The following is a 17,683-nucleotide window of genomic DNA, read 5'->3' on the forward strand; positions in this document are numbered from 1 at the left end:
ACTAGCAGGAGAACTCGTGAAAGGCAAAACGTTTGTTCCTGCAACGTTAAAGTCGATTGATGGAGTACAAAAGAGACAAAAACGATACTGGCACAGTCAGCAGATTATTGCCTTAGACATTGATGAGGGTATATCTCTCGATAAAGCTTTATCCAATTCATTTATCAGGGATAATGCCGCATTCATCTATACATCCTTTTCACATTCACCGAGCAAACATAAATTCAGAATTGTGTTCGCACTCGATAAGCCCATATACAATTATGAACATTTTGAACGAATCTGGTCATATCTTTTCTCACAACTGCCTTACGCTGACTCTGCTTGTAGAGATGGTGTAAGGCTTTTTTATGGCGGTCGAGAAGCATTTACAATCGACATTAGTAACAGAGTGTCAGTTAATTCTGTCCTCGCCAAAAAGGGTTTTTGGTCGGACATAGAGTTAGTATCTAATATGTCCGCTCGAAAACCACCTCCGGTTCATTCCCTTGAATTGTCAAAGAGACAACCATCAGTCATAGCCAATCATCAATATGCAAACAACGTTGATGACATACGAGAACGAAATATTGACGCTCTGCACCACAAACTGCAACCACTAAAGGTCGAGTTGTACAACATGAATGAAGTACATGACTATCTTAAAAGACAGGACTTACGCGAGTTCTTAGGCATTACAACCAGTAGTAGCTTCTGCGACATTTTCCATCATGAATTAAACCCAAGCGCGAGCATCTTCATGAGCAGTCAGGGCAGTGAACACTTCTTATACAAGTGTCACAGTGAAAGCTATCCATTCTGCGGAACAATCATTCAGATCGTGGAGCGTTTGCTTAGATGCAGTAATGTTGAAGCAGAGAACTTTCTGTTGGAGGTATATAACATTGAACTCGCCGAAACGGAACTGCAAAAGCAAATGAAACGAACTCTCGACGCGAACAAACGTTTGTTAATGTCCTCTGAACTAGAATTGCTCTATCCTCATTTTTTCAAAGTGATTAAGCCTTTTCGAGATGATATATACATTTTGTTTGACCTAATCAAAGAGTATCTTCCATCAGGAGATAACCCTGAAATAATGTTCTATCATTCGATACGTACAATTGCAGAACAACTGAACATGTCTCCTGACTCAGCAAATAGAAGGATGGGGCTGTTTGTACTGTTAGAACTATTCCTAAAGTATGATGAAGATAATGTCCAACCTGAATTATCGAAAAAGTTCTCACAATGGCAGAATCAGAACAAGTACAGGTATCGCAACTCTGTTTATGGCGTTCCAAGCTACTCATACGACTTATTGAGCGTAATTGATCTAAAGTGTAAAAAGTACATCGAAAGTGGAATGACACTTAAATCGATAAGCTATGAAGGAGTATATAGAAACTTCGGGCTTGAAGAAGCAAACAGAGTTTTTCCACAAGACGCGAATAAAGAAATCAATGAGTTAAATGAGATCGTATCATCGAAACTCGAAAAAGCAATGCTGTCCCAGATCGAAACGTATGGCTTTACAATAGAACAGCTTGTTTTAGAAGATGTGAAAATGTACTTCCAAGGACAAAAACAATATAAGACAGAGCAACTAAAACGGTGCTTGGGAGAAATTATTGAGAAGTATTGCCTATGTAGAAAGAGACTCGACAAGTCACTAAAAGAGAAACTAGGTTTCATGAGTAATGGATACCCTATCGTTATCATGTTCCAGCATGATCTGCAAAGACTAACTGAATACCAGGCTACAAGCGCATGACCCAATTGAATCCGAGTTTTATTGAGTCTGGTTCAAAATGGAGGAGTACAGTAAGCGATTCGTTTCGGTGCTTTTTGTTATCGAAATGAAGCAGGGAGCCTAACAATAGGCTCCCATTCTTCTCCCTACGCCGCACTATCGTTTTCCGTTAGCATCCCTGAGTTCGGTTAATCATCAGCAATAAATACAAAATCCAAATCTTTTGCAGGTATATATATGGTTTCAAACTCATTACCTCTTTTGCTACCTGTTTCCTCGCTCACGATTTCAATTTCTACATAATTAAAATGGACTTGTGCTGCTTGTTCCTTCTTAATGCCGCCAGTTAAAAAGTTGATACCGTCACCGAATGATTTGAAAATTAAGAGTGTTCCCTCAAAATGTTCCTTACTTACATTCACCCACTCAAAATTAGTGAAAACAGCTAAAGATTCCTTGATCGGATAGCACTCGATATGGCATTTTCCATGATATGAAGAAAGAGTAAATTCATACGCATGTACATCTTTTGGTGTCAATGTTATGCCGTATTTATAGGAAAAAGACTGATAAACCATTTCATAAAATAGTGGGACTACAATGTCGTCCCACGCATCGTAGGCAAATGCATTAATGGGGATTAAATAGGGGTACAAGCTATTTAAAGCATTACTGAAATTAATGAGTATTTCAGTGTCGGTGACATAGCTTAGATCATCTTCAACCCCATGATTAATAAGCTTCATTTTCCTTCATTTTCCTTCGATCGATCATTATGTCCTCCCGTTTCCTAGACTTATCTCAATTTCATTCGACCTGCCACAGCCTTGGTACGCTATTGTTTCCTGTTAGTTTAACAAGCGATTCATATAATCAAGGACTTGAAACCCGACATATTGCTCTGTCATTGGGTATTTCCGTCGATAATAACAATCCCAATAGCTTACGACTCTACTTTGAACAGTTCGATAAAACCTTTGGTTTTCACCTACAAACGTTTTAACTAAGTCAGCATTTAGTAGCGAACGATTGTCATAAATGACCTGTACAATTTCTTCAACGTATTCACCAATAAGAAGCATTAAATAAGGCGTTATCCATGCGCACTCTATTGCCTTTTCGATTGCTTTCTTAACATTTCTTTCTCGTACAAAGCCGTCATGATGTCGTGTGTACATGGTGTATAGAATGGTTCGTTGGTCAACCGTTAAGGAAGATAACTGTGAATCGTTAGGCTCGTCATAATAAATTCGATACGGAATATAAAGTGTTTCCCCCGACAATCTCAACTCCATAAAATCGGAGTAGTTAAGGCGGTTATAATTGAGATGAGACTCATCGGGGATAACGTCTATGACGTGCTGTACGTCCTTGTCTAAATTACTGGGGAACGATCTGATTAAATCATATTTATTTTTGGATTCACTTACCATGGATTCACTTCCTTCACCTAAATAACGGATTATATTAAACACTTTTACCCGTTAATTGAAACAACTGCCGTAGTGTCGTGACCCTTGTAAATTACATTCGACGATAATACCAATCTTCCTTTTCAAAGAGAAAAGTCCGCGAACTATCACGGACTCTCTTTGTGGTTATGGTTTGTTAATGTCTCTCAAACGCTTCTTTTGAGGAAGTATCCTATTTGCAGGTGCATTCCTCCGCCATACTGACCATTAATTGCGTCTCTCTCCGTTCTCAGGCGCTCAATTTCAGTTTGTATAGCTTCTCTGCGTTCTGGAACAGTGTCTTTTGCTACTATGTTCAAGAGCAAGCTTTCTAGCAATGTCTAGTAATTCGGTGGTCACAGAGTTATCTTCTATGGCTCTCCAAATACACATTCTCGTTGTCATTGTTTTGCCCTCACATTGTTCAATGAGGAATTATTTCTATATCTCTGGGTTTGATGTACGTTTCCAAGCGGACTAAAGTGATTGTGTTGGGAAATCAGATCGTCTTTGTCCAACTGGATATATCGGCGTGTTGTTGTAATATCGGCGTGTCCGAGAATACGTTGCAAGGAGAATATGTCTATTCCATTCAGCGCAGAATGTTTGGCGTAAAATCTACGAAAGGAATGTGGCGCGACTGGCCTAGTAATTCCAGCCCTTTTTACATACTTGCTTAGGTTTGTGCGAATACCATCTGTGGTCAATCGTTCACCGAAGTTACTGACAAATACGACTTTGGTATCAAAATGTCGCTGAGTATCGTTGCACAATTCTTGGAGTAGTCGGCTCATTTCATTTGATAAAGGAATAATGCGGTTCTTACGATTTTTATTCTTTACTGCTGGCAAGTTGATGCACCGAGAGACAAAATCAATATCTTCTATATCCAAAGAACAGACCTCTTGCACCCTCATTCCACTATCTACGAATAGCATAATCATCACGAAATCTCTAAATTGAGCAAATGATTTTTGATTCGGCTGTTGCAATAGAAGCCGTACTTCTTCCTCGCTCAAAGATTGTTTTGTGTCCATTTCGACTTTCATCAGTTTAATGCCGCTTACTGGATTCTTAATAAGCGTCTGCTCCTTAACCAGAACGTTAAACCATGCTTTTAGGAATCGTATGCGGATATTAACAGAGTACGGAGACAATCCACGCACAGCATTGTTGACTCTGTGGTCAATGCCTTCATAGCGAACCTTTTCATATGCCAAGTAATTAATGTATGAGCGGATGATTGTGGGGCTAATATCTTCTACGTATAGAAGATCGGAGTAGTTCGCGTTTAACCAGTCTTGGAAATATCCAAACTGAACATGGTATTCCGTCTTTGTTCGAGGTTTTACGTTTTCAGCTTCTTTCACACTTACGAATAGCTTAAATGCTTCTGCGATGCTCATTTGAAGCGGAGTCGTTATCGGACGCTCTGCAGACGATTCATTCCGTCCAAGTACAATACGTTTTCCTTTTCGTCCTTCTGTGCTTTTTACAGTTGCCATCTTCATGTCCTCCTAAGATGACTGCGGTAGAAGCGGTTCTGTGTACTTGGTCGGGGGGAGCAACAGTCTCGCAAGGTTTGGAGCAACAGTCTGCCCGTTATTGAAGGGGAAACTGTGAGTCCGATTTGTCCTGTAAAAAAACAAAAAACCTTGCAATAACAAGGTTTTGAAGGAATGGCGCGCCCGATACGATTCGAACGTACGACCTGCAGTTTAGGAAACTGTCGCTCTATCCTGCTGAGCTACGGGCGCGCATCGGATTTACTATACCATGGTTGACGACGTCCCTGCAACCGGAGGCGTCAATCCGACACGGCCATCAGGTAGGACGGGCGCAGCGACTCCTTGCGGACCGCAATCGGATAGTTGACCCCTCTCCAGGTCCGGAATGCCGTGTTGAACACGTACAGCCGGTCATCGGCAGCCAGCAGGCGATGCGTGTCGAGGCAGTACACCATCCTGGCGTCCGCGGCGAATTGCTCCTTGCGTTTCTTTTCCATCCTCATTCATCCATCCTTCCGCTTTCGTTCCTATCAGCTTTCCCGTCGAGCGAGCCCGCCAGACCTGTTCCCTGTCTCTATTTCTATGAGGATGGGACGAGATTCAGAACTTGAAGCCGGCAAGGAGTATGGCGGAAGCTTTATTGCTTCGTATCGTTCTATCTGTTATGCTTTGTGTATAACAAACATACGGTAATAAAGGGAGGAGGATGCCGCCATGATCGTCTCCATCGACTACGAGTCCGACACTCCGCTCTATACGCAGCTATATGACGAAATCGTCCGAGGCATCGCATCGGGCCGGCTGGAGTCCGGGGAGAATCTGCCCTCGGTCCGCAGCCTCGCCGGCGACCTCGGCATCAACCTGCATACGGTCAACAAGACGTACCAGCTGCTGAAGCAGGAGGGCTTTGTCCATATCCACCGGCAAAAGGGAGCGGTCGTGCAGCCGGCCGGCTCGCTGCCAGTCACGGATGCTTTTCGAACGCGGATGGAGCGGCAGCTGGAATCGCTTGCCTCGGAGGCGTTATGCCGAAGCATGCGGGAGGAAGAGTTTCTGGAGAGATGCCGAAGCGCCTATCGGAGCATCCGGCCTCAAGCAAGAGATACGCATGAAGGGGGAAGGGAGCGATGAACATGTCTTTGTACGGATTCGGCTTGACGATGGGGGCTGTCTATGTGCTGGTCCTGGCCGTGGCGGCTTTCCAGCCTTCTCTTGCTCCGCGGAATATCCTGTTCGGAATCTCAATTCCGAAGTCGGCCGTCGACGATGATGCCGTCCGCAAGCTTCGCCGTTCCTATACGGGTCAGGTGATCGGGTACGGCCTCGCATTCGGCATCCTGGTTGCCGCGGGAATCCTTTGGAAAACAGGCGGGACGATGCCTGCCGATGACACGCAATGGCTGGCGACGCTGCCGGTCGGCGCTCTGCTGGCGCTGTTCGGCATTTCGGGAGGCCTGTTCGTCGCTTTCCATCAGAAGGCGGAGCGCCTGAAGCGCGAGTCAGGCTGGCAGGAGGAGAGAAGGACCGCCGCCAGCCTGTCGCTCCGCAAGGAACGGCTTCATTACCCGCTCTATGCCTTTGCTCCCCATCTGCTCGTTATCCTTATCTCTGCCGGAGCCGCTTGGCTGCTGTACGACAAAATACCGGACAGCATCATTACCCACTACAACGCTCGAGGAATTCCGGACCGGATTCAGGACAAATCCTACGGCACTGTGTTCGAGATGAATCTCGTCCAGCTGTTCATGCTGGCCATATTCATCTTCGTCAACTATACGACGGGGGCAGCCCGGATGAAGATCGATCCGGCCGACCCGGAGCGCTCGGAGGAGCAGCAGCGCCGCTATCGCAAGGGAATGTCCTTGCTGATGCTCCTGCTGGGCCTGGGCATGGTGATCTTCATGGGATTCCTGCAAGCCTTCATGCTGTACGGGGGAAGCCGGATGAATGGAGTCCTGATCGGGGCGGCGGGCATTGCGCCGCTTGTCATGTCGGCGGCTGCCGTCGTCAGCATGATGAAGCTCGGCAAGGGCAGGATGGAGGCTTCGAGACCGGGGGAGGATGCGAAATGGAAGGCGGGAGCTTTCTATTGGGACCGGTCGGACTCCGCTATTTTCGTCGAGAAACGGACGGGCATCGGATTTACGCTCAACTGGGGCCATCCGGTTTCGTGGGTGATCCTCGCCATTATCCTTGGATTTGCCTTGGCTCCCTTATATTTGAATCCTTAGTCCTATTCAAATGAGCCTAAAGACCTGATCTGAAACCGGATTTGTCGAATATTTCCACCATTTATCGTTATTTTGTCGACAAGTTATTACAAACAAATCCTCCCCATACGGGTATAATAAAGAACAGCCCGACGGAAGAAGCATCCAGGTGAGGAGCGTAGCTTGAGCGACGATATGATGAGGAACGAACGATTGGAGAGGCTGCAGGAGCTGCGCAGAAGGCTATACCAGGCAGCGGAGGAACGGGGAAGCCTCACGGATCCCGAAGTTCTGGCCATCAGCGAGGAAGCGGACCGCTTGATTGTCGAGCTGCAGCAGCAGCAGCGCGAGTTCAAGCTCGAACGAATATGGAAACAAGGGCCTGCGGCCCGGTGAGCAAGAGAGCGGATGATGCCTCCCTTGAGAACCGGAGCTGCAGGCCCTTACTTTGTTCTTACCGGGTGGAACGGGATTTGCGCAGACGTCTGAAAAAATCGGTGAGCAGCGAAGCGCACTCCTCTTGCAGCACCCCGGACGTAAGCTCGGCTTCATGGTTGAACCTCGGCTCATCCAGAAGATTCATCAGCGTGCCGGCGCAGCCGGCCTTTGGATCGGGAGTGCCGTACACAACCCGCTTGACCCTGGATTGGACCAAAGCTCCGGCGCACATCGGGCAGGGCTCAAGCGTGACGTACAGCGTGCAGTCCAGCAGCCTCCACGCGGCAAGGCTCCGGCTCGCTTCGCGGATGGCCAGCATCTCCGCATGCGCGGTGGAGTCGGGGATCGATTCCCTCAAGTTGTGGCCGCGTCCGATGATCTTTCCCTCATGCACGATGACGGCGCCGATCGGCACTTCTCCGATCGCTTCCGCTTTTCGGGCCTCGGCGATCGCCTCGCGCATCCAGCGTTCATCTTCTTCCTGACGAAGCAAATCAATCTTTCCTTCCTGAAGCGGGTTTATGGACTTATTGTCCCCGATACCCGTGGCGGATGCAAGCCGCTTGTCAACAGAATCTGTGCATAAAAGGCCGAAGCAAGCTTGCCCGCCCGTTCCTGCCGTCAAGCAGTGACTTTCGACAGAGAGGGAATGTCGAATAATAGCGTTTTATGCTACGAACAAACATTCTTTTGTTAACATGTTGTGCACAATTTTGTGGATAACTATAAATTATTAGAATCTTCCCGCAAACTATCCACTGAAACGCTGTGTACAACTCCCCGAAAATGTTGATAAGTCATCATTTTTGTGGACAGAGCTGTGAATACATCCGAAAAAGAGAAGTAGAGGACGTTGAACTGTGGATCAAAAGTCCTTTTATGCCGTTTGACCCTGAACAGAAGAGGCCGCAGTCTGGGTATATGTGGTATCATCTGGATATTGATCCTCTTATAAGGATGTGTCCGGCATTGTCCGTCAAAACCAGGCTTTCCCTTATCATTTCCTTGCTGGTCAGCGTGATGCTGGTCCTGAATGTTTTCATCAACGAGCACTTTATCCGTCGGGAACTGAATTCGCAGAATGCCATGTTCTCGGAGACGGTAGGCCGTCAAACATCGGTATTGGTGGAAGACTTTCTGGAAGGAAGAGAGAAGGAGCGCGAGAAAGCGGCGACGATACTGCGCCATGCCATCGAGGGCGCGGCATCTCTGGTAGGGGGAGCGGAGAACGTGGCCAGCCTGAGGAAGGTTGCCAAGCTGACAGGAGCCGAAAAGCTGGAGCTGCTGAAGCCGGTGTCCGGAGGCTACCGGGTTACGGCTTCTAGCGACGCAAGCCGGATCGGCCAGATGGCGCTCAAAATGAGCGACCTTCCTGCGGAGTGGGCAGGCGGACCTCCTGCAAGCGGGGAGCGCTATCTCATGAAGGACACTTTTTCCGATGGAGACAAGGTGCCCGTATCGTGGGGCTATTACGCCGATTCCGAACATCCTTACATACTTGCATTGACAATCTATTCACACGGATACTCTCCGGACACGCTGATCGAGCAAGTCAGGACCTATCAGCCCGAGGTGCTTGAGATCGGCATCTGGAGCATGAGCGGGCAAAAGGGGGTTGACGCCAGCGCCTTGAAATACGGAAGCGAGCAGTACACTTCCGATTCGCGCGGCATCGAGCTGATGAAGCTGGCGGAAGCCGGCAAGGCACAGTCGGAACAGGCGGTCATCGGGGGCAAGTCCGTGCTCCGGTCCTGGTATCCTTTCGAGGAAGCGAAGAACAGCAATTACGTCATCTCTGTCGTTGTCGACCGGACGCAGATCGAGAATCTCTCCTCCATGCACCGGCGCAACCAGATCGGCAGCTCGCTGCTCATTCTGGCCGCGACGCTGATCGGGACATGGGTCATCATCCAACTGCTCCTGCGGCCTCTCAAGGGGATTCTGCACAAAGTCAACGAAGTCGCGTTCGGCAGGTTCGACCGGGATATCGAGGTGAAGCGCAGCGATGAGATCGGGGAACTGGCGAGCCGCATCAACCATATGTCGGGAAGCTTGAAATCGTATACGGACAAGCTGAAGGCGGCCGTCAATGAAAATGCGCTCATGAAGGAAGAGCTGGAATCGATCTTCAACAACACGGCCGATTCCATCGTCATCATCGGCTTGGACGGGAACCTGCTGAGGGTCAACGAATCCTTCCTCCATACATTCGGGTATTCTCCTGCGGACATTTCCTCTTTGCGCATTACGGATGTGGTCCATCCCGTCGAGCATGCCTACAAGCATCCGGAGCTTGCCCGCATGCTCCAGGGGGAGGCGCTGCCTCCCGGAGAAGAGAAGTGGCGCCACAAGGACGGGGATTACCTGACGGTGGGCGTGACGATGTCCGCCGTCCGCAACTCGCAGGGGGAGGTGTGGAGCCTGGTGGCGGTCGCCCGCGACGTCACCTCCAGAGCGAAGATGGAAGAGCTGCTGCGGCAGTCGGAGAAGCTGACGACGGTCGGCCAGCTCGCTGCCGGCGTCGCCCATGAGATCCGCAATCCGCTGACGACGCTGCGCGGTTTCCTCCAGCTGCAGCAGCAGAGCGGCAGGCTGAATCTGCAGCATAACGACATCATGCTGGCCGAGCTTGACCGGATCAATCTGATCGTAAGCGAATTCCTCATCCTGGCGAAGCCTCAAGCCGCCAAGTTCGAGATCAAGGATGTCCGGTACACGCTGGGCGACGTCATCTCGCTGCTGGACAGCGAGGGCCATCTCAAAAATGCCGTTTTCCATACCCGCTTCACGACGGACAGCTGCCTGATCTCCTGCGAGGAGAACCAGCTCAAGCAGGTATTCATCAATGTCATCAAAAACGCGATCGAAGCCATGCCGCAAGGCGGCAACGTATACTTCGACATCCAAAGGGAAGAGCCGCATTCCGTCCTGGTCCGGATCACGGATGAAGGGATCGGCATTCCGGAGGATATCATCCCCAAGATCGGGAATCCTTTCTTTACGGGCAAAGAAACCGGAACGGGGCTCGGCATCATGGTGAGCCAGCGGATCATCCAGAGCCACAAAGGCCGCATGGAAATCCAAAGCAAGCTGGGCCAGGGCACATCCATCCTCATTACGCTGCCCATGTCTCCCGATCGGCGCAGCGGCGGAGACGGAGCGGCTTCTTGAGAGCGGCTGAGGGTGTGGTACAATGGTACCATTGAAGCTGCTGCCGAAGCGGCGCTTAGGCAGGCAGCAAGAGCCGAGGTGGATCGATTGCGTATCAATAAATGGATCAGCGAAACGGGGTTCTGCTCCCGCAGGGAAGCGGACAAGCTGGTAGAAGGCGGACAGGTTACGATCAACGGCGCGCTTGCCGTCCTGGGATCCCAAGTCCAGGACGGCGACGAGGTCCGGGTGAAGGGCGAGCTGGTATCCGCCCACCGGGGCCACGTCTATCTGGCTCTGAACAAGCCGGTAGGCATTACGTCGACGACGGAGTCCCACATCGAGGGCAATATCGTCGATTTTGTCGGCCATAAGGAACGGATCTTCCCGATCGGACGCCTGGACAAGGATTCCGAGGGGCTGATTCTGCTCACCAACGACGGAGATATCGTCAATCGGATCCTCCGCGCGGAAGGGCGCCATGAAAAGGAGTACGTCGTGACCATCGACCAGCCGGTCACGCCGATGTTCCTGAAGGGAATGAGCGAGGGCGTCCGCATCCTCGGCAGCATGACGCTGCCCTGCAAGGTGGCCAAGGTCGGAGAGAGGACATTCCGGATCATTCTCACCGAGGGCAAGAACCGGCAGATTCGGCGCATGTGCAGCGCTTTCGGCTACAAGGTGCGCCGGCTGCAGCGGCTGCGGATCATGAACATCCAGCTCGGCAGCCTGCCGGTCGGCAAGTGGCGCGATCTAAGCCGCGAGGAGCTGCAGCAGCTGTTCTCCGATCTGGACTACGAGCCGGCTTCGCCCGCAGGAAGCCGGAGCTGAACCGGCGGCAGGGATCAAGCTGCCGATGGAGCCGGCTGAGGGGGGGCCGGAGATGTCTGCGAGCCCCTGGCGCCGCCGCCGAGCGCTGCTCGTGCGAGCCCTGCTAAAAAGAAAAGCCCCGCTTTCTCCGGTTCGACCGGCGAAAGCGGGGCTTTTGTCTACTTGAACACTTCCGATACTTCGCTTTTGGCTGAAGGCTCGGCGTAGTTGCGGATGATGGACACCTCGACCCGCCGGTTCTTGGCTCTGCCGACATCGGTGTCGTTGGTGGCCAGAGGCTTGTACTCGCCGTAACCGACGGCGCTGAAGCGCTTGGGATCGAGGTTCGAATTGAGCAGAAGGACGTCCATGAAGCGGACGGCGCGCATCGTGCTCAAATCCCAGTTGGAGCTGAATTCGGAATTGTTGATCGGCTGGTTGTCGGTATGGCCCGACACCATGATCTCGTAATTGGGATACTTCTGCAGCATGCCGCCGATGAAGGTGCCGAGCTTGCGGGATTCGGGCTTCACCGCCGCGCTGCCGGAAGGGAACAAGGCGCGGTCGCTGATCGTAATCATCAGGCGGGACTGGTTGAGCTTCGTCTCCAGCTGGGTGCTGAGGCCGTTGTCCTTGATGTACTTGTCCACCTGGCGCTTGAGCTTCTCGAGATCCTCCTGCTCCTTGCGCATCAGCTCCTGCATCGCCTTGTCCAGGCTCTGGGAGTCCTGGGTCGACTGCGACGACTGGGAGGAGGACTGTCCCTGCTCCTTTTCCTTCTTGTCGGATACCATCGCCTGGGCGTCGATCGACTTGTAGCTCTCGAGGACGCCGTTGCCTCCGCTGAGGGCGATGTTGAAGGCGCGGCTCATCTGCTCGAACTTCTTGGCGTCGACCGAGCTGGAAGCGTAGAGAACGATGAAGAGGGCGAGCAGCAGGGTGAGCAGGTCGGCATAAGGGATGAGCCAGGACTCGTCCACATGCTCTTCGTGGTCGTCGTGCTTATGTTTCTTGCTCAATGAGCTTCCCTTCTTTCGATTCCTGCATTTGGATTCGTTCCTTCGGCGTCAGGTAGACCGACAGCTTCTGGTTGATGGCGATCGTGGAGACGCCGGACTGGATGGAGAGGAGGCCTTCGACCATCATGAGCTTGAGCTGGATCTCGCGCTTGGAAATCCGCTTCAGCTTGTTGGCGATCGGATGCCACAGCACGTAGCCGGTGAAGATGCCGAGCAGCGTCGCGATGAACGCGCCGGCGATCGCATGAGCCAGCTTCTCCATGTCGCTCATGTCCGAGAGGGCCGCGATGAGGCCGACTACGGCTCCGAGAACCCCGAGCGTAGGGGCGTAGGTGCCGGCTTGGGTGAAGATGAGGGCGCCGGCCTTGTGCCTGTCCTCCGTCGCCGCGATGTCCTCGAGCAGCACCTCGCGCACGAAGTCCTGGTCGTTGCCGTCGATGATCATGCGCATGCCGTTCTTCAGGAACGGATCCTCGATGTCCTCGACTTTGGTCTCCAGAGCGAGAAGTCCTTCGCGGCGGGTTACGGAAGCCCAGTCGGCGAACATGCCGATCAGATTTTGGCGGGAGAGCAGCTTGGGACTGAAGAAGACGAGCTTCAAGAGAGTCGGAAACTTGGCGATCTCCGACATCGGGAAGCCGATGAAGAGCGCCGCGGCCGTTCCGACAATGATGATCATAAATGCCGCCGGGTTGGCGAGATTGTGGAGCGGAGCTCCCTTAAGCACCATGCCGACCAATACGGCGGCAAAACCCAGTACAATACCGATGAATGTGGATTTTTCCATAATACACCCCGTCCAAAAATGGTTGATGACAGGCTCTCCAAGCGCCGAGGCGATGCGGAGCCGAGCCCTTTGTGTCCTATATATCGACTTCTCGGCTGGTTGCGATTAGAGAAATTTTGGCTTTTATTGTGTCACCAGGCGTTAAGGCCCCACATATCCGTGTACAATAGGAAAATAGATCCGTATTTACAGGAAGGATGGCGGAAGGCATGGGCGTAAAGCATGCGAGGGAATACAAGGAAATTTTGGAAGATCTGACGGTCGCGGTGAGCGCGATTCGCGATAGTTACTCCTTTTTCGATATGAGCCAGGAGGATTGGAGCGAGCTTGGCGACCAGGAGAAGCATGAAGTGATGGAGGCGCTGGCGGACGATGTCTTCTACGGCCTCGGCGAGGAGCCGATCCTGCATGTGGGCGAGGGCGTCGTCGCCTACAAGCCGAAGTTCCATGTCATCGAGGTGCTGGTGGACGGCAAGGAAGCCCGCATCGTGCGGCTGATCTGAGCGGCCGCTCCGCGCGAATGGGTCAGCCGAGAGCGGGCAGGAGCGCGCCGGCGAAAACTGCCGATACAATAAAACGACCAGCCGGATGCGCATCGCATGCCGGCTGATCGCGATGCGCGAAAGATGGCTGGGGAAAGGGCTGCCGGCTCTCCTGGAGCTCTTCCAAAGCTTGTCACGCAAGGGAGAGTCCGATACAATAGCAATTAATGTCAGATTATCTTACATAATTGACCGGTACAGGAGAGGCCCCAGCGATGACGATGGATTCAAGCGAGCGGCCGGAGGCGGACCAGCCGTCCCGCCCGCAGAACCCGAGAGCCTACTATCAGCCGATCCTGGCCCTGGATACCCGGATCGTAACCGGATACGAAGTCCTTGGAAGAGATTGCGGAGCCTCCGGAGCGCGCAGCCTGGGGGCTTATTTCAGCCATCCCGGCGTTTCCGAGAAAGCCAAGAGGGAGCTCGACGCCTTCATCCGGGAGCAGGCCGTGCGGGAGCATGGCCGGCTGGGACGGACCGAGAAGCTGTTCATCAATCTTCAGCCGGGGTGGCTGTCCGGCGGGTCCTCCGGGAGCGTGGACAGCTCTGTCCTTCCGATGTTGAAGCTGCTGGAGCAGTGCAAGGTTGATCCAAGCCTGATCTGCATCGAGGTGACGGAGGAGGATTTCGACGGAGAAATCGAATGCCTGGTCGGAGCGGTGCGTGAATTCCGCCGGGCGGGCTGCAGCATCGCCGTCGACGACGTCGGGAGCCAGTTCAGCAACCTGGACCGGATCGCGCATATCCAGCCGGATATGCTCAAGGTGGATATGAATATGGTATCCCGGAGCGCCCATCACGAAGGCTTCCACGGGGTGCTGCGATCGCTCTCGGCCATCGCCGACGGCATCGGCGCCTCCCTGCTCATGGAAGGGGTCGAGACCCGGCAGGATCTGCAGCGGGCGATATCGGCCGGGGCGCGCTACGTGCAGGGCTATCTGTTCTCGGGAGCGGAGGCTGCCTTCGGCAGCCGGGACCGGTATAAGCGTCTGCTGGACTCGGAGCTGCTGGACACCAAGCGGAAGCAGGCGGGAGAGGAAAGCGGACGCTGGAGGCAGGCCGAGGAGCTCGCCCGCGAGGCGGAGCGGCTGCTCCGGGACAGCGGAGGGGAGGGCGGCGAAGAGGCTTTCCTGGCGCCGCTGCTCCGCAAGCTAGATGCTGGCTGCATGCGCGCCTACCTGTGCCGGTCCGACGGCATTCAGCTCTCCGCCAACTACCAGCGGACGGAGGGCGGATGGATTCGGGAAGAACATTACCGGGGCTCGGATTGGAGCTGGCGTCCCTATTTCGTCTACAGCAGCGTGGAGCTGCTGTCCGGACGGCGCTTCGCTATCTCCAGGCCGTACACGGATCTGGACCGGGGCGGCCGGGTGCGTACCGTGTCCGTGCCGGCGGGACCGGACATGTTCCTGCTAGTGGATGTCCGGGAGGATGAGCTTGGCTGACGGGAGTACATATGGCGGCTCCAGCGAGTTTGAGCTGCTGGAAGGAATAGAGGCTGATGTCCATCCAGGCGCTGGAATGAATAGAGCTGGTATCGATCCGGGTGGCAGGATGAATAGAGGATAGTGAAGTGCCGCAGGAAGAAATAGAACCGATTTCAATCCGGGCCGCAGACGGTCAGCGGCCCTTGTACACCATGCAGTGGAACATTTTCGGTCCTTCCGGCGTCCCGCGCTCGTAGGTGTCGGTCAGGCGGAACCCGGCTTTCTCGTAGGCCCGCTTCGCGCGGTGGTTCCATATGAGCACTTCGAGGTCGATCTCGTCTCCAGGCTTGCGACGCTTGGCTTCCTGGACAAGCAGCGAGACGAAGGCCGGGCCGAGCCCGTCTCCGCACAGATCGGGCCGCATCGCCAGACCGAGGCGGGTGACGCCCTGGATGGGAAAAAACTGCGCGTAGCCCATCAGCTCGCCGTCCTCCGGGTCGACCACGGCTGCATACTGCTCCTGCCTGAGCTTGGGATCGCCGATCTCGATCTCCAGCTTCCTGAGCACTTCCCAAGGATCGTTATTGTAGACGTCATAGGGGGGCTCGAAGCGCCAGCCGCATACTTCCTCGGCATGCCGCTCCGTCATGGGCACCACCTGCCAGCCCAGCCCGCCGTCGGGTTTATTCGTCATAGAGGGGTTCACTCCTTCGGCCGTGATAACGGTTGCCCGGCATGGCCATTATACCATTCCCGATTGCTCTCATGATATGATGGGGAGACAACAGGAACTCATCATGTAAAACTTGCACCTGAGGGAGCTGCGATGCGAAAACTGATTTTGCTAGGTTGCCTGTCCTATTTCGTCATAGGGCTTGCCCATGTCGTCGCCGGGGCGCTGCTGGAGCCGGTCATGAAGGAGTATGCGCTTGACTACAGCTCGGCAGGGCAATGGATCACCAACCAATTCATCGGGTTTCTGATCGGCGTTCTGGCGGCGCCGGCTCTCTCCTCGCGGATCGGCCGCAGGAGCACGCTGGTGCTTGCTATGGGAGCGCTGACAATTGCCGAAGCGGTATACAGCACTTTGCCGCCTTGGGATATCATTCTGCTGGTCGCGCCGGTGGCCGGGTTCGGCTTCGGCATGACGGAGGCCGTCGTAGGCGCCCTGATCATGGACGTATTCGTCAAGGGGAAAGCTTCCGCGATGGGCTGGCTCGAGGTCTGCTTCGGCATCGGAGCGCTCGTGATGCCCGGAGTGGCTTCCTTGCTCATCCAGGGCGGAATCTGGCCCATGAGCTTCCCGGTGCTCACCGCGCTGGCCGGCATCTGCCTCCTGCTCTGGATGACGCTGTCGTTCGGGGAGGCGGAAGAGGCGGTGGCCTATGTTCCGCGCCGGCCCGCACTCCTTGAAGGCTCGCCTGGCGAAGCGCCTGCGCCGGGCATGGATGGTCCGGTCATGGTCAAGCAGAGGACGGATGGCGAAGACGCCGGGGGAACGGGCGCTGTGACCGCCGGAGCTGCAGGCGAAGACGGAGGACTTGCCGGAGAAGGGCTGGCTTCTTCCGCAGCGCCTGCTGCCGGATCCGGCAGAGCTTCGGCTGTTAGGGCCGATGCAAGAGGGGAGAACGGGCATCCATCCCATGGAACGGCTGCAGCGAGGCAAGGTCTCGCCCATCCGGCCGGCAGCGTCGGCGGCTCCTCGCCGGAGCCTGCGGAAGGGCGGGCAACCGACCGGCCTTTCCGTCCCCGCTATGCAAGAGGCTCGATGCCGCTGTTGACGGCAGGCATGCTGTTCTTTTTCCTCTATGTCGGCATGGAGATGGTGTTCGCGAACTATCTGCCCTCGGTCATGACCGCGCAGGCTGGACTCAAGGAAGCGGAAGCATCGGCCGTTCTCAGTCTGTTCTGGGGAACGATGGTGGCTGGACGTCTCTTCATCGGAGCGGCGACCAAGGCTGCGGGCTACCGGACTTATCTGCTTGTATCCGTTGGAGCATCGCTCGTATCTCTCGTTCTGATGTCGGGCGTATCGGAGTCGGGCTTGTCCTGGATGCTGGTGCTGGTCGCGCTCGCCGGATTGTTCATGGCGGGGATTTTCGCGGTCGCGCTCATCTACGTCAACGAGAAGCTGCCGGGCATGACGGATCGCACGACGAGCCTCATGGTCGCCTGCGGCGGCCTTGGCGGAGCGCTGTTCCCCAAGCTGGCAGGCTGGATTCTCGACGCCTATGACTGGCATGTCCTGCTGCAGATGACGGCGGCGATGGCCGCCATTCTGCTCTTGCTGCTGCTCGCGCTTCTGGCGATGCGGGGCGGCGAGCGGAAGAGCGGGAAAGGTCCGGCTGCTGCGGAGTGAGCCGGCCGGGTTGGAAGCGCAATAGATGGGGAAACTGCATCGGGGGCTGGATAGAGCGCCGAGCAGTTGATTAGAAGAGGCTAACATTGGCATTCTGCTCGGATGAACAGCCTGGGTACTTGCAGAACAAGCTCTGGAAGCGTGGTGAAAAAGTGACCGGAGGGTCGGAATGGAGTCGAAAAAGCGTCAGCGTTCGCCTTTGTCGTCTGATTTCAACTGCTAATCCCTTATTCAATGAAATCAGAACGGC

The 17,683-nt window shown here is 53.9% G+C and carries 17 protein-coding genes and 1 tRNA gene; 9 read left to right on the forward strand and 9 right to left on the reverse strand.

Annotation, left to right across the window (positions count from 1 at the left end; translation table 11 throughout):
- The first annotated feature begins 16 nt into the window (after positions 1-16).
- Entirely contained in the window at positions 17-1,753 is a 1,737-nt protein-coding gene (locus VE23_RS17350) for a hypothetical protein (RefSeq protein WP_049868661.1), read from the forward strand.
- Between the two features lie 167 nt (positions 1,754-1,920).
- Here the strand turns inward: VE23_RS17350 and VE23_RS17355 are convergent, their stop codons facing one another.
- From VE23_RS17355 to VE23_RS17375, 5 genes are all read right to left on the reverse strand, one after another.
- The gene (locus tag VE23_RS17355) at positions 1,921-2,478 is read right to left on the reverse strand and encodes a hypothetical protein (RefSeq protein WP_049868662.1); all 558 of its coding nucleotides are present in this window, start codon (positions 2,476-2,478) and stop codon (positions 1,921-1,923) included.
- Positions 2,479-2,580: 102 nt separating this feature from the next.
- Entirely contained in the window at positions 2,581-3,165 is a 585-nt protein-coding gene (locus VE23_RS17360) for a hypothetical protein (protein WP_049868663.1), read from the reverse strand.
- A 419-nt stretch (positions 3,166-3,584) separates the two neighbouring features.
- Positions 3,585-4,688 carry a tyrosine-type recombinase/integrase gene (locus tag VE23_RS17365; protein WP_049868664.1) on the reverse strand — a complete coding sequence of 368 codons (1,104 nt, stop codon included), beginning with the start codon at positions 4,686-4,688 and terminating at the stop codon, positions 3,585-3,587.
- Positions 4,689-4,863: 175 nt separating this feature from the next.
- Positions 4,864-4,940, reverse strand: a tRNA-Arg gene (locus tag VE23_RS17370).
- Between the two features lie 50 nt (positions 4,941-4,990).
- The gene (locus tag VE23_RS17375) at positions 4,991-5,188 is read right to left on the reverse strand and encodes a hypothetical protein (RefSeq protein ID WP_048745202.1); all 198 of its coding nucleotides are present in this window, start codon (positions 5,186-5,188) and stop codon (positions 4,991-4,993) included.
- A gap of 217 nt (positions 5,189-5,405) precedes the next feature.
- Here VE23_RS17375 and VE23_RS17380 point away from each other — a divergent pair, with 217 nt between their 5' ends.
- From VE23_RS17380 to VE23_RS17390, 3 genes are all read left to right on the forward strand, one after another.
- Complete coding sequence (locus VE23_RS17380) at positions 5,406-5,822, forward strand: GntR family transcriptional regulator (RefSeq protein ID WP_021881282.1); 417 nt, start codon at positions 5,406-5,408, stop codon at positions 5,820-5,822.
- Positions 5,819-6,922 carry a DUF1648 domain-containing protein gene (locus VE23_RS17385; RefSeq protein WP_049868665.1) on the forward strand — a complete coding sequence of 368 codons (1,104 nt, stop codon included), beginning with the start codon at positions 5,819-5,821 and terminating at the stop codon, positions 6,920-6,922. Before VE23_RS17380 ends, VE23_RS17385 begins: the two co-directional genes overlap by 4 nt.
- Before the next feature lie 162 nt (positions 6,923-7,084).
- Positions 7,085-7,297, forward strand: coding sequence for an aspartyl-phosphate phosphatase Spo0E family protein (locus VE23_RS17390; RefSeq protein WP_021881284.1), 213 nt, complete (start codon positions 7,085-7,087; stop codon positions 7,295-7,297).
- Positions 7,298-7,355: 58 nt separating this feature from the next.
- On the opposite strand, the gene tadA is transcribed toward VE23_RS17390, so the two are convergent.
- Complete coding sequence (gene tadA, locus VE23_RS17395; protein ID WP_127508001.1) at positions 7,356-7,832, reverse strand: tRNA adenosine(34) deaminase TadA; 477 nt, start codon at positions 7,830-7,832, stop codon at positions 7,356-7,358.
- A 476-nt stretch (positions 7,833-8,308) separates the two neighbouring features.
- Here tadA and VE23_RS17400 point away from each other — a divergent pair, with 476 nt between their 5' ends.
- Both VE23_RS17400 and rluF read left to right on the forward strand, forming a co-directional pair.
- Complete coding sequence (locus VE23_RS17400; RefSeq protein ID WP_049868666.1) at positions 8,309-10,510, forward strand: ATP-binding protein; 2,202 nt, start codon at positions 8,309-8,311, stop codon at positions 10,508-10,510.
- A gap of 87 nt (positions 10,511-10,597) precedes the next feature.
- Complete coding sequence (gene rluF, locus VE23_RS17405; RefSeq protein WP_049868667.1) at positions 10,598-11,320, forward strand: 23S rRNA pseudouridine(2604) synthase RluF; 723 nt, start codon at positions 10,598-10,600, stop codon at positions 11,318-11,320.
- Positions 11,321-11,478: 158 nt separating this feature from the next.
- Here the strand turns inward: rluF and motB are convergent, their stop codons facing one another.
- A complete protein-coding gene (motB, locus tag VE23_RS17410; RefSeq protein ID WP_049868668.1) occupies positions 11,479-12,318 on the reverse strand; it encodes a flagellar motor protein MotB in 840 nt (279 codons plus the stop codon).
- Positions 12,302-13,105 (reverse strand): flagellar motor stator protein MotA, encoded by an 804-nt coding sequence (motA, locus tag VE23_RS17415; protein ID WP_048745204.1) that lies wholly within the window; start codon positions 13,103-13,105, stop codon positions 12,302-12,304. Before motA ends, motB begins: the two co-directional genes overlap by 17 nt.
- 209 nt (positions 13,106-13,314) lie before the next feature.
- Here motA and VE23_RS17420 point away from each other — a divergent pair, with 209 nt between their 5' ends.
- On the forward strand, positions 13,315-13,608 hold the full coding sequence (locus VE23_RS17420; RefSeq protein ID WP_048748768.1) for a hypothetical protein: 294 nt from the start codon (positions 13,315-13,317) through the stop codon (positions 13,606-13,608).
- Positions 13,609-13,862: 254 nt separating this feature from the next.
- Entirely contained in the window at positions 13,863-15,092 is a 1,230-nt protein-coding gene (locus VE23_RS17425; protein ID WP_049868669.1) for an EAL domain-containing protein, read from the forward strand.
- A 175-nt stretch (positions 15,093-15,267) separates the two neighbouring features.
- On the opposite strand, the gene VE23_RS17430 is transcribed toward VE23_RS17425, so the two are convergent.
- Positions 15,268-15,768 (reverse strand): GNAT family N-acetyltransferase, encoded by a 501-nt coding sequence (locus VE23_RS17430; protein ID WP_048748761.1) that lies wholly within the window; start codon positions 15,766-15,768, stop codon positions 15,268-15,270.
- 132 nt (positions 15,769-15,900) lie between these two features.
- On the opposite strand from VE23_RS17430, the gene VE23_RS27110 reads away from it, so the two are divergent.
- Positions 15,901-17,433 carry an MFS transporter gene (locus VE23_RS27110; RefSeq protein WP_049868670.1) on the forward strand — a complete coding sequence of 511 codons (1,533 nt, stop codon included), beginning with the start codon at positions 15,901-15,903 and terminating at the stop codon, positions 17,431-17,433.
- The last annotated feature ends 250 nt before the right edge of the window (positions 17,434-17,683 follow it).

Source organism: Paenibacillus sp. D9 (genome assembly GCF_001188365.1).
Lineage (GTDB): Bacteria > Bacillota > Bacilli > Paenibacillales > Paenibacillaceae > Paenibacillus_O > Paenibacillus_O humicus.

Coding starts and splice junctions, on each gene's coding strand:
- VE23_RS17380 (WP_021881282.1), top strand. CDS start 5,406: ATGATCGTCTCCATCGACTACGAGTCCGACACTCCGCTCTATACGCAG.
- VE23_RS17420 (WP_048748768.1), top strand. CDS start 13,315: ATGGGCGTAAAGCATGCGAGGGAATACAAGGAAATTTTGGAAGATCTG.
- VE23_RS17360 (WP_049868663.1), bottom strand. CDS start 3,165: ATGGTAAGTGAATCCAAAAATAAATATGATTTAATCAGATCGTTCCCC.
- VE23_RS17375 (WP_048745202.1), bottom strand. CDS start 5,188: ATGGAAAAGAAACGCAAGGAGCAATTCGCCGCGGACGCCAGGATGGTG.
- VE23_RS17355 (WP_049868662.1), bottom strand. CDS start 2,478: ATGAAGCTTATTAATCATGGGGTTGAAGATGATCTAAGCTATGTCACC.
- VE23_RS17425 (WP_049868669.1), top strand. CDS start 13,863: ATGACGATGGATTCAAGCGAGCGGCCGGAGGCGGACCAGCCGTCCCGC.
- VE23_RS17385 (WP_049868665.1), top strand. CDS start 5,819: ATGAACATGTCTTTGTACGGATTCGGCTTGACGATGGGGGCTGTCTAT.
- VE23_RS27110 (WP_049868670.1), top strand. CDS start 15,901: ATGCGAAAACTGATTTTGCTAGGTTGCCTGTCCTATTTCGTCATAGGG.
- VE23_RS17365 (WP_049868664.1), bottom strand. CDS start 4,688: ATGGCAACTGTAAAAAGCACAGAAGGACGAAAAGGAAAACGTATTGTA.
- motA (WP_048745204.1), bottom strand. CDS start 13,105: ATGGAAAAATCCACATTCATCGGTATTGTACTGGGTTTTGCCGCCGTA.
- VE23_RS17430 (WP_048748761.1), bottom strand. CDS start 15,768: ATGACGAATAAACCCGACGGCGGGCTGGGCTGGCAGGTGGTGCCCATG.